11 protein-coding genes are annotated in these 12,726 nt (G+C 44.1%); all 11 read left to right on the forward strand.

Going from position 1 to position 12,726, the window contains the following annotated elements:
* Positions 1 to 769 (forward strand): DUF928 domain-containing protein (locus tag C7B77_RS11935; protein WP_146138282.1); only part of this gene is annotated, 769 nt, incomplete at its 5' end.
* A gap of 816 nt (positions 770 to 1,585) precedes the next feature.
* Entirely contained in the window at positions 1,586 to 2,308 is a 723-nt protein-coding gene (locus tag C7B77_RS11940; protein WP_106304608.1) for a L,D-transpeptidase family protein, read from the forward strand.
* A gap of 181 nt (positions 2,309 to 2,489) precedes the next feature.
* A complete protein-coding gene (locus C7B77_RS11945) occupies positions 2,490 to 2,798 on the forward strand; it encodes an SH3 domain-containing protein (protein ID WP_219892120.1) in 309 nt (102 codons plus the stop codon).
* Between the two features lie 398 nt (positions 2,799 to 3,196).
* Entirely contained in the window at positions 3,197 to 3,481 is a 285-nt protein-coding gene (locus C7B77_RS11950; RefSeq protein ID WP_146138283.1) for a hypothetical protein, read from the forward strand.
* A gap of 104 nt (positions 3,482 to 3,585) precedes the next feature.
* Positions 3,586 to 3,855: a hypothetical protein gene (locus C7B77_RS11955; RefSeq protein WP_146138284.1), complete on the forward strand. Its 270-nt coding sequence runs from the start codon at positions 3,586 to 3,588 to the stop codon at positions 3,853 to 3,855.
* Between the two features lie 134 nt (positions 3,856 to 3,989).
* Positions 3,990 to 4,280 (forward strand): hypothetical protein, encoded by a 291-nt coding sequence (locus tag C7B77_RS11960; RefSeq protein WP_106304621.1) that lies wholly within the window; start codon positions 3,990 to 3,992, stop codon positions 4,278 to 4,280.
* Between the two features lie 127 nt (positions 4,281 to 4,407).
* Positions 4,408 to 4,827, forward strand: a complete 420-nt coding sequence (locus tag C7B77_RS11965; protein WP_106304624.1) for a hypothetical protein — start codon at positions 4,408 to 4,410, stop codon at positions 4,825 to 4,827.
* 22 nt (positions 4,828 to 4,849) lie between these two features.
* Positions 4,850 to 5,206 carry a hypothetical protein gene (locus tag C7B77_RS11970; protein WP_106304627.1) on the forward strand — a complete coding sequence of 119 codons (357 nt, stop codon included), beginning with the start codon at positions 4,850 to 4,852 and terminating at the stop codon, positions 5,204 to 5,206.
* Positions 5,207 to 5,404: 198 nt separating this feature from the next.
* Entirely contained in the window at positions 5,405 to 8,317 is a 2,913-nt protein-coding gene (locus C7B77_RS11975) for a beta strand repeat-containing protein (RefSeq protein WP_106304629.1), read from the forward strand.
* A 258-nt stretch (positions 8,318 to 8,575) separates the two neighbouring features.
* Positions 8,576 to 11,596, forward strand: coding sequence for a two-partner secretion domain-containing protein (locus tag C7B77_RS11980; protein ID WP_106304632.1), 3,021 nt, complete (start codon positions 8,576 to 8,578; stop codon positions 11,594 to 11,596).
* Between the two features lie 130 nt (positions 11,597 to 11,726).
* Positions 11,727 to 12,726, forward strand: a 1,000-nt coding sequence (locus C7B77_RS11985; protein WP_146138285.1) for a ShlB/FhaC/HecB family hemolysin secretion/activation protein, incomplete at its 3' end; no start/stop codon positions are given.

A 12,726-nucleotide genomic window follows, 5' to 3' on the forward strand; every position in this document is an offset into this window, starting at 1 on the left:
CCGATCGCCACCAACATCTCCGATCGAACCAAATGCTACACTCAGAAAAATTCGATCGATCCCCCTTCAGCCCCGCATGTCTCGTCATTTTCACCTGCATCTCCTCCGCCTCACAACTTTACTACTACTCACCACACCACAAATATCCACGATCGCCGCACCGCTTAAATACGTCCCCGATCCCACATTTTCGGTACTATCCCGCAAAGGCACACCCAAAGATATTACCTACGGTGGCGGCAAACGCAGCATCTGCCTAACTAGAGCAAATCCAGAACGAGGATTGAGAGCGATCGTGCCCACAGAGGATGTTGGCGGACTCAGCGCGACTACCAAACCGACATTTTGGATATATCAACCCTACATCAGCCAGACACCGCTTGCCGGGGTATTATCGGTGCGGGTAGCCGACAGCTATCGATCGCAGCCATTTATCAAAGTCCCCGTCACATTACCAGCACAAACCGGACTAGTCAGACTCCAACTACCCCGATCGATCGATCGTCCCGGCATGTTAGCCTGGACGCTGACAATAGTCTGCGATGAGATCAGCCTCTCCCGCAACCCCTTCGTCAGCGGCTTAGTAATGGTGAAGCCAAATCCCGAATTATTGCAGCGAGTCGCAGGTTTATCCCAGTCAGAGCGAGCGGTTGAATTTGCGCGAGCTGGTTATTGGTACGATGCGCTCGATCTAGTCGCCACCACAGAGGGCGAAATTGGCGTACAGCGATTGATGGAATCCGATCGAGAATTGAGAATTGAGAATTGAGAATTGAGAATTACTTCTCCCCGTCCCTTGTAGCGTCTGCCGATTCAGAAGGCTAGAGGATTGCAATAGGCGTTGCTGATTGGATGTATGATTTTCCACCGCAGGAAACTTGTCATCCGCTAAAGCCTAAAGCCTAACACCTAAAGCCTCTCAGGGCACAGAAGAGGAAGAAGATGCAGCTCTATGGCTACATTTTCTCCTGTTAGTAGAAAACCCTGTTTTTGCTGGAGCAGTCCCAGCGGCTGCGGACACATTCGGATCGCTCTATTAGCTAGATCTCTCACTTGCGATCGAGTGCCTTAGTTATTAATCAGGTCTAAATTGCTAATTTATGCAAACTTAGAGAAAAATTATCTACTTATTTCAATTTCTGTCATTTTCGATCGCGGGAAAGTCGATCGACACCTAACTATCTGAGATTTGCATAATTTTTTTACATTTGGCTGATAGAAGTATAGAAACATACTTTTAATTTTCCCAGTCTAAGTATTCTTTCGATCTAAATTTTCTCAACTATGCTTGCCGATCGATGCTGATGACATCCGATCGCCGAGCTAGTTTTTAGCAGCTAACTACCACACGTTATTTATTCGATCGCAGTGCATTTTTAAAATAAAAAATGCACTATTTTAGTTATAAAAATTGACAAAATCTATATTTAAAATTAATTTAATTATTCTTTAAAATACGATCCAAATCACAAAATACTGCTAAAAAGTAAATTATAAATTGATTAACACAAGCAAATCCCAAGTCGATCGAATCCAAGAAAAATTAACTTTTTAAAGTTCTCCTATTTCTCCTTAGACAGATATCATGAAATCACAACAGATATTAATTGCTCTTACCTGTGCAATCGCGCTAACAGGTTGCTCTAATACTCAAGCACAACCAATTGCCAAATCTCCAGAGATACAAACATCAACTAGCGAAATAACTAGCTCACCAGTAGCAACAACAACGTCCCCAGCCGAGTCCCAAACCGATGGAGCTGAAATCTCCAAATCCTCTACGGAGCAGACTAGTAGATATCAGTGCAAGGGCACCAATAATCATTTGTTCTTAGGGAATGGCACGGTTAAAAATAGATATGGTAATCCTATTTATATCTTGCATCTGTGCGTAGGTGGTAAAGAGCGAAGGAGTTTTGAAGTCGTCACCGGACGAAATTATACTCAAAAAAGAAATCGCAATCAAAGTGGTACAGAATCTCCATTACCAAATGGAAAATATCGGATGAGCAACACGCTCGTGCCAGGAACATTAGCAGAAGTTGGAAGGGTAGATGGCCTTAATGTTCGTCAACCGTTTTTAGCAATTTCACCATTATTTAGAACTGGTCGATCGGCATTAGGATTTCATGTCGATCCATCTTATAACAAAGATGCGAAAGAAGATGGCACATCTGGTTGTATTGGATTCCTAAATCAAGCAGATTTTAAATCTTTTTGGGCTAATGTCCAGCAGTACCAAATAAAAGATTTCCAGGTCGCAATTAATACTAGGGCAGTAGATAATCCTAACGTTGCCGAACGCTAGTAACAAAGTCTTCCGATCTCAATTGTCCTGAATCCTCGCAATGTTTTCGTTTCACATTGATGAGTTTGCATAAATCTTACTTATCTTCCTGAAGTAAGTATATAAAGATACGCAAAGCTCGCGTTAGATACGTAAGTAAGTAACTCTTCAAATCCAAATTACCCCGAATCCTCACAACATCATGAAAATTTTAACCGCTACTGCATTACTATTGGCGACCACTCTTCCCGCTGCTGCCGAACGAGTCGGCCCTGCTTACCGTTCCGCACAAGGTAACAGCTATGGCAATGTCTGTACTTCAGAACGCGGTAGTAGCCTTTCTCTTCGCACAGGCCCTGGCAAAAATTACCGCGCCCTGACCCAAATTCGCGATGGTAATTCTGTCGTGCTCTTCAATAGTACATACGGACGCGATGGTTTCAAATGGTGGCAGACTGCTGCCAACGGTCGCCAAGGTTGGGTCAGAGCCGATTATGTTTGTGGCGTTTAGTAAGTAAATTGGCGATCTCGATCGATAATTTTAGACTCGATCGTTTTGCTAATTGACTTTTGATTTAATTGCTCTATTGACATATATAGATATAGATATCCCGATCGAGATACTGTTTTTAGATTGTTTAAATACGCAGAAAAATATCTTAAAAACTTTGATTTTTATTCCGGATATCCAACTACAATCTATGTAAATACATAGTAGGAACGAACGAAAGCTATCTACCTCCGACAAAAGCCGCAATCTCAAGCAATCGAGAATAAAAGATGTTTTATTTTGGATATGCTAAAGCAAAAGACAAGCTAATCAATTTCTAGTAAATACTAAATTTGATTAGCCCATCGCTAGAAAAAATAACTGTTTCCATTATACCTCATACCCCAACCCTGAAGATCGTGAACAACCAAAATCGCATTCCTAGCCCAGTCAAATTTATGGCGATCGTTGCTATAACTTTAGCAACAATCCTCATGCAAGCACAAAGCAGTCAAGCTATCCCCCTCGATGAAATTTTAGATTCGGCTGGTAAATCATTCGTCCAACAATTATTCGGACGTCCTGTAGAGAAAAAACAAGAGCAAAAACAGCCCGCCGAACAAGCAGATGCTAATAATGATACATCAACAGAAGATAGCAATGCCGCAGATGAAACCACATCTGGTACTGCTAAAAACAAGTAGTAGTTAGAATATTTTTAAGCCAAGATCTTATTTTTAAAAATAAGATCGCTAAATATCGATCGACGTCAAGGAGACAAATGCTATCAAATCGAATATATCTTAGCTTGCTCACAGTATCTCTATTACTGACGAGCATCCCAGCTATTGCCAATACTGGCAATAGCATGAGTAGCGAGCAAATAACTGTTATCAATGGGAATAATAACTACTCAAACAGTACTAGCAATCAATCAATTACTAACTCCAGTCAAGGCGGTAACAATTCTGGGGTTTCAATGAAAAACAAGCAAGTTTGTGACATCGCAGGCAATAACAATAGTTGTGTCAACAGCAACGAACAAAGAGTCGATAATAACCGTCGCTATCGCCGTTAAATTCGAGCCAACTCGATCGTCTTAAGATCGATGCCGTGCTGTCCTATATTTAGGCAAAGTACGACAGCATTTAATTCAGCATTTGTCTTAAAACATTTTCACTATTTACTTACCCCGATCTTCGGAGAAAAACTATGTCTTCACGTTTAGTCGCTTTCGGTTTCGCTTCTGTTCTATTACTAATCTCTGGTGCGCCAGCATTTGCTAATGATACTGCTATCATCCAAAATGCTGAATCTGAAACTATCATCACAGGTAACGATAACACTGTTCGTAATGAAACCGAACAAACCTCTGACAATAACCGCCGTCGTTCTGGTAACACTGGTGTATCTCAGTCTGTTCGCTCGAATACTGATATTCAAGGCGATGGAAATCGTGTCAATAAAAGAACTCGCCAAAGATCTGAAAATGTTAATCAATAACATTTAGATACTGATTATCTATTTTGATTGATAACTAGCTGTATTGAATTTATCGAATACCTATTGATGAGAGGCTGTATCTACTATTCAGGTACAGTCGTTCTCTTCCCCTCTAAAAATAACCAATATGTCGCATCGCAAATTTTGGGTTTTAGGCATAACAAGTATTCTCCTTATCTCTAACCTCAGTCAGGCTCGTGCCGAGTTTGATGATGACAATATCGAAATTCGATCGGGCAAAGTCAGAATTATCCGCGATGCTGATGGTAATACCCAAATCGAAACCGATCGCATCAAAGTCCAAAGCGAACCATCGAGACTTCGGCATCCTAGCAAATCTCGACATAGTATTCGCCAACGTCGTCTGAATAGAGCATCAGTTGCGACTAAAAAATCTGCGGAAACTTCACTCAATCGAGAAACTACGATTCGCCAAACAAACAATTCTTATAGTTCACCCAACAGCCAAATAAACAACCAAACAACTAGAATTCGCGGCAATAACCGTACGATAATTCAGTCTTCTATAGACAACCCAATAGACTAAAAAAATATCCCATAGTTTAATTATGATTGATAAATATTTAAGTGTATTGACATTGACTGCCTCGATTGTCGGTAGTTTGATGGCGATCGCGCCAGCCTTTGCTGGAAGCACTGGCAATACGATTAATAACGTCGATGTCTATGATGGCATGGGTGGTGGCGGTAAACCTGTTACTCGCGTTCGTAACTCTCGCGGTCGCATCGTCAACCCCAGCGGAGCCAACGTTCATAATGATATTCAGATTGGCGTCAGCGACACTTGTGGCAAGTCAAAGAACACCAATAATACCGAATATTCTGGCTCGACTGGAGCTAGTGTCAGTGTAAATGTGGATGTTTGCAACCCTATTTACAATAACTCCACAACAAACGGTCGGTAATAAAGATCTAATTTCCACCGAATCGATCGAGTACTAAGACAATCTATTTCAAGTATTTCTCATTTTCATTCGATTCTCCCTTGGAGATGCTACGCGAACGACTCGATCGAAAGATGGAATTTTTTTCTCATAATTACCAAGCGATATCAAACTTTCAGATTCCAGTTCAAAATTACCCCGACCCCTGAGAACATTATTATGGCAACTATTACAGGTACGAATGACGACGATACAATCTTAGGTGGTGTATTCTACAATACGATTAATGCTGGCACAGGAAACGATCTTATTTACACTAGTGTTGGCAGAGTTGCATACAACATTGATGGTGGCACAGGGAACGATCGTCTTGAAATTATTAACTCTTCCGATCTAGCCAGCATCAACATCAATTACACCAACCTCAGTAACGGCAATATTACAGGTGGTGCCAACAACGGCACTATCTTCAAAAATATCGAGTCGGTTTACTTCACTACTGGCTCTGGCAACGACTATATTAATATCTCTGCTGCTACTGGTAATAACTATGTCTTTTCTGGTGCGGGGAATGATTCGATCGTCAGCGGTACGGGCAATGATGCCATTAATGCTGGAGCTGGAGATGATATCATTTCTGTGAATGCAGGTGCCGATACCATTGATGGCGGAGTTGGGAACGATCTTCTCTATGTCAACCTTTATAACTACAATCCTAGCGATCGCACCAACATCAGTATCAATTACACCACTACCAGCAACGGTACGATTGTGGGTGGTTCTAACAACGGCACTACCTTCAAAAATATTGAGACAGCTTACTTCAATACTGGTGCTGGTAACGACTATATAAATGTTTCTGCTGCTACTGGTAACAACTCGATCTTTTCTAATGGAGGAAATGATACGATCGTCAGTGGCTCGGGGAATGATACCATCTTTGCTGGTATGGGCCACGATACCGTCGATGCAGGAGCTGGTAACGATCTCATCAAGGCTGCGGAAGGAAACGATACCATTTTTGCTGGGGCTGGAGACGATATCATCGAATCGTTTACAGGCACAGACACCATTGATGGCGGAGCTGGTAAAGATTTGCTAACCATCAGCGAATTCAACAGCTCCGATACCGATAACACTACCATTAATTACACCAGCTCCCTTAACGGCACGATTACAGGTGGCTCTAGCAGCGGTACTACCTTTAAAAATATCGAGTCAGTTAACTTCACTACTGGCTCTGGTAACGACAATATCGATATTTCTGCCGCTACTGGGAATAACACGGTATCTTCTGGTGCGGGTAATGATTCGATTATCGGCGGTACAGGTGCAGATAACATTTTTGCTGGGTTAGGAGACGACTACATCAATGTTGGTAAAGGTGCAGACACCATTGATGGGGGATCTGGTAACGATGTTCTGGTCAGCTACAACAACTTCGATACCGCCAATACCACCATTAACTACACCAGCATTAGCAACGGCACTGTCTCAGGTGGTTCCAATAACGGTACTACCTTCTACAATATCGAGTCGGTTTCCTTAACTACTGGCTCTGGCAACGACAACATTAATATATCTGCCGCTATGGGAAGGAACTATGTCTACTCTGGTGCGGGAAATGATTCGATTGTCAGTGGTAAAGGTGCAAATACCATTGATGGGGGAGCTGGTAACGATTTTCTGGTCATCAACAACAACTTCGATATAGCCAATACCATCGTTAGTAATGGGACGATTGCAGGTGGCTCTAACAACGGTACTACTTTCTACAATATCGAGTCAGTTTCCTTGACTACTGGCTCTGGCAGCGACACTATTAATCTTGCTGCCGCTATTGGTAGTAACTATGTTTTTTCCGGTGCGGGAAATGATTCGATCGTTAGCGGTACAGGCACAGATAATATCGATGCTGGGTTGGGAGACGATAGTATCAATGCTGGTACGGGTGCAGATACCATTGATGGGGGAGTTGGCAAAGATTTGCTGATCGTCAAATCTTTCGATACAGCCAATACCATCATCAATTACACCAGCGTCAGTAACGGTACGATTGTAGGTGGCTCTAGCAACGGCACTACCTTCAAAAATATCGAGTCGGTTACCATCGCCACTAACTCTGGTAACGCCAATATTAATGTCTCTGCCACTACTGGTGCCAACCTTATCTCTTCTGCTGCGGGGAATGATTCGATTATTGGCGGTTCAGGCGCAGATACGATCGATGCTGGCGCAGGAAACGATATTATTACTTCTGGAATTGGCGCAGACACGATCGATGCTGGAGCAGGAGACGACATTATTACTTCTGGAATTGGCGCAGATACCATTGAGGGGGGAATTGGTAACGATAGACTGATCGTCAATAACTCTTCAGATACAGCCAACACTAGCATCGGTTACAGTCGATACATTTATCGTGACGGTGGGATTACAGGTGGCTCAAGCAATGGTACTACTTTCGTAAATGTCGAGTCGGTTGAATTCACTACTGGCTCTGGTAACGACAATATCGATATTGTGGCTGCTCCTGGTAATAGTTATGTCTCTTCCGGTGCGGGGAACGATCTGATCCGTGGCGGTGCGGGGAATGATACGATCTTCGGCGGTGCGGGGGATGATTGGATCTTCGGTAGTGCAGGGAATGATACGATCTTCGGCGGTGCGGGGAATAATATTCTCATTGGTGGTGCTGGGAATGATATCCTCACTGGTGGTGCTGGGAATGATATTTTTGCTTTTACTGGAGAGCAATTTTCTGTTAGTTCCTTCGGTCAATTATTACCATTTAACGCTCTCGGTATTGATACTATTACCAATTTTACCGTTGGTACAGACAAAATACAGTTGAGTCCGTTTCCTTTTGTTCTCTTTGGTAGTTCTACTGGCAATACTTTCTTTGGTAGTCCTACTAGCAATACTCTACCTGCTACCGATTTTAGTACTGTCATTACCGATGCTGCTGCCTCAATGTCCAGTAGTGGGATTGTCTACAACAGCAGTAATGGCAAATTATTCTACAATGCCGATGGAGGTGCGATTGGGTTTGGTGCTAATGGCGGTCAATTTGCCCAAATGACTGCTGGTTTGAGTTTAACTACTGCTGATTTTATTGTAAAAGCAATCTAGTAGGAAAAAACTTACATATTTGGCAGAATGAATGTGAAACATCAGGGAATTAAACACTAAGATTTGATTCTCTATTTAGCATCAGCGAGGGCAATTGGAACGATTGTCCTCGCTTAATTTTGTCTTTTTGTTTTTGAGCCAAGCTCGATTTACATCTCTCCCTAAAAAATCTCCTCAGCAAAACTTGATGTAATCTCAAAGGGATCGATCGAGTACTATGATGATATACTACACGTATCGATTCTAGTAACTTCTAGCATGAAATGCATCACTGCCGCTGTCAGCATCTCCCTTACTCTTGGCACGTCGATCGCTCAAGCCCAGATTAATCCCGATCGTACTCTGGGTGCCGATCGATCGAACATCAATAACAACCTCATCCAAGGTGGCGCGCAGCGCGGTACCAATCTGTTCCACAGCTTCACGGATTTTAGTATTAGTAATGGTCAAAGAGTGGATTTTGTCAATCCGATCGGGGTGAATAATATCATCACGAGGGTGACGGATACACCGTCAAATATTAATGGTACTTTGGGCGTTTTAGGTAATGCCAATCTATTTTTTCTCAACCCGAATGGCATTTTCTTCGGACAGAATTCGCGGTTGGAGATGGCGGGGACTTTTATCGGGAGTACTGCTAATGGTTTGAAATTTGCCGATGGCAATGTTTATAGTACTGTCAATCCGCAAGTACCATTGCTGACGATGACAACTCCGGTAGGACTTCAGTTTGGTAGATCTGGGGATATTAACTTTACAGGTTCTACCAATTTATTAGCTAATTATGATGGTGCGAGCGTGTTGTTTGCAGGTGGGAATATTACGCTGACTGGTTCTAGATTGGTGCTGCCAAATGGCAAAGTAGAAGTTGCCGCAGTTAACGATGTGGGGACTGTATCGATCGATGCTAGCAAACTAACAGATACTAGGGCGACGAGTCTAGCTATTCCCGATGGGTTGAGGCGAGGGGATATTACCATTCAAAATAGTTCGCGGATTTCAACGGCTGGAACCAATAGTGGCAATATCGATCTCCAAGCTGGCAAAATTACTGTAGCTGGAACTGATACTAGTCCGTCCGTCATTAGTACCCGATCTAGCGGTACGGCGGCAAATACTCAAGGTGGTAGTATTAAACTCGATGCAATGGGTGATGTCTTAATATCTGGTAATTTCAGTGGGATTTCGAGTAGTACTTTGGGCAGTATTAATGGCGGGGATATTCAGATTAATGCTCGAAATTTACAGCTTTTAGATGGCGCATATATAGAAACAAGTCCTTATGCTACCAGCATCGGAAGTGGTGGTAATATCTCGATCTCGACAACCGATAGCGTGCGACTCAGCGCGCCGAGAAATGGCGAAGAAACAGCTCTGATAACTGGGTCTTATGGTTTGGGTAAAAGTGGAAATATTAGCATTCGCACGGGCAAACTGATTCATAAAGATGGCGCGCAAATGATGACCGATTATCTCGGCGATAACACTCCTGTAGGCACTGGGAAACTAGGGGATATTGAAATAATTGCCAGCGAATCAGTAGAAGTCAGTGGAGTGTCCTCTCGGATATTTTTACTAGGATTTCCCAAGGCTACAGGCATTACATCTTTTTCAGGGGGTCAGCAAGATTCTGGTAATATCAGTTTTCAAACTCCCAAATTTTCCCTGCAAAATGGGGCGGCAATCGCGGCGGGAACCGCTGGTAGTGGTGTGGGTGGTTCGATCGAAATCGCAGGTTTAAACGGTCGTCCGGCGGACTCTGTGGAGCTATTAGGTAACTCGAATTTAGGTCGATTTCTGGGTACTGAAAATAATCCAGCTTTTGCAGGAGTTGGGAATGGGAGTCGGATTCGGAGTATTACTAGCGATACGGGTAATGCTGGGGTGGTGAAAATTAATGCCGATCGCGTGACGTTGCAAGGTGGGACTAGAATTGATGTCAGTACGCTCGTTGGTGGAGCCTCCCAGAATGGGAATAGTGGGCAAGGTGGTTCGATCGATATTCAAGCCAAAACGGTAGAATTAATCGCTGGCGGTCAACTGATTTCGACAACCAGAGGTACCGGACAGGCTGGTAAAATTAGCGTACAAGCTGACAAAATCGCGAACTTAAATGGTATCGATTCGACCTTTGAAGCCAAGCGCGCATTTTTGAGCTTAATTCTCGTCGTTAGCAACCAGCCAGCCACCAGACAAGCTCTCAACGACTATCTTCAAAATCCCAATCCTACGTCGCAGCAGTCAGTACTCGCGGCTTGGCAGCAAGTCAATCCAAATTTACTCGATCGCCAGATCTTAGAACGATATTTTACACTGTTGCAAACTAATGCGACGGCTCGATCGACGTTCCAATCTTATCTAAGTAACACCGCCGGACAGACATCGCTGAGTGACTATAATATTTTCCTGAATGTCGATAATAATAGTGGCATTATTAGTCGATCGATCTCCAATTCTACCGGAAATGGGGGCGATATTACCGTCAATACTCCGCATCTAAATATTCAAAATGGTGGCTTAATTACCGTCAATAGCGATGGTGCCGGACGTGGCGGTAATATTACGGCGAATGCGGATACAATTAAACTCGATCGCGGTGCGATTACGGCCAAAACTGTTGCGAATAATGGTGGCGATATCGATCTTAATGTCAATAAATTGCTAATTTTGCGAAACCAGTCAGAGATTTCGGCAAGTGCGGCGACAAATGGCAATGGCGGAAATATTAAGATCTTCGCGCCGAACGGATTAATCTTGGCAGTGCCGATCGAAAATAGCGATATTACGGCTAGTGCGGCTGGCGGACAAGGTGGCAGAATTCAGATTCGAGCCGATAATGTGTTGGGATTTAGCACCCAGCGGATAGACTCATCGAGTAATATTGCCGCAACTTCGACATTTGGCGCGCAGGGGATTGTGACGATTACGACGTTAGGGAACGATCCCAATCAAGGATTACAACTCGATCCGATCGCGCCGAATCCGCCCACACTCTCGCAAACCTGCGCGAGAAATAGCGACAAGCAGGCGAGTACCTTCATCGATAGTGGCAAAGGCGGAATTACCCCAAGTGTCAGCGATCCATTGCGGAGTGCCAATTTGTGGAGCGATTCACGCGTGCCGAATCTGCCTGTCAGTAGTCTACCAACGCCGCCCTCGATCGAAGCAGCACAGGGTTGGAAAATGGGCAGCAATCGCACGGTGATTTTGACTAGTCAACCGACTAATAATTCAGAGTCGATGCTTAAAGCTACTGCGCCAAATTGCAATCTAAAATAAAGCCTAAATTGGGGTATTAATTGTCGCTCAAATTTCAGGTAGGGGCAATTCATGAATTGCCCCTGCCTGAAATTTGAGCGACCGCAAAAATCGATATTGTTAGCAAAAATTTAAATAGGATCGCTATAGATTGAAAATTTTCATTCCCTCTGCCCGTCTCACCGATATCGGCATCTCCATCATCCTTGGACTTAATTACTCTACACTTGCCGCATCCGCCCAAACCACACCCCTCACACCGCCACAGATCGATCGATTGCCACAACCGATTCCCAGTCCGTTACCCGTCCAGCCAGTTCCCCTCACACCGCCAGCAGTAACCCCGCAAAACCCGCCGACACCAACGACAGAGCGAATTAAGGTACTGCGATATCAAGTAGTGGGGAGTACGGTATTTAGCGATCGAGAATTGGCTCAAATTACCCAACCATTTACTGGCGAAGTGACATTCGACAGGCTGGAAGCGGCCAAAAATGCGATCGAAGAACTGTATCTCGATCGCCAGTATCTTACCAGTGGCGCGTATATTCCCACCGGACAAACATTATCGATCGATGGTGCGGTAGTCAGAATTCAAATTGTCGAAGGGAAGCTCGAAGATATTCAAGTTACGGGCACCCAAAGGCTCAAACCTGACTACATTCGATCGCGTCTAGCATTAGCTACCAGCCAGCCTTTGAACAACGATCGCCTAATTGAAGGATTGCGATTGTTACAGCAAGATCCGCTCATCGGGAGTATTGCCGCCGAACTCTCTAGTGGCATCCAACCAGGTACCAATCTCCTCGAAATTAAAGTTACTGAAGATCGAGCATTTACTAGCGAAGTTGCCACCAATAACAACCGTCCGCCGAGCATTGGCAGTTGGCAACGTCGCGCCCAGATTAGCGAAGCCAATGTCACTGGTTGGGGCGATCGGGTCATTCTCGCCTACAGTAATACCGATGGCAGTAACGGGATCGATGGTAGTTATACCGTGCCTCTGAGTCCATCCCAGACTACTCTGAGCATCAATATCGGGGGAACTAATAGCCGAATTATCGAAGAACCCTATCGATCGCTAGATATCACCACCAATTCTCGCTACGCCGAAGTCAGCGTCCGCCACCCCCTGATTCGTCGCGCTCGGC

The sequence above is a fragment of the Chamaesiphon polymorphus CCALA 037 genome (assembly GCF_003003845.1).
In the GTDB taxonomy this organism is placed as follows: domain Bacteria; phylum Cyanobacteriota; class Cyanobacteriia; order Cyanobacteriales; family Chamaesiphonaceae; genus Chamaesiphon; species Chamaesiphon polymorphus.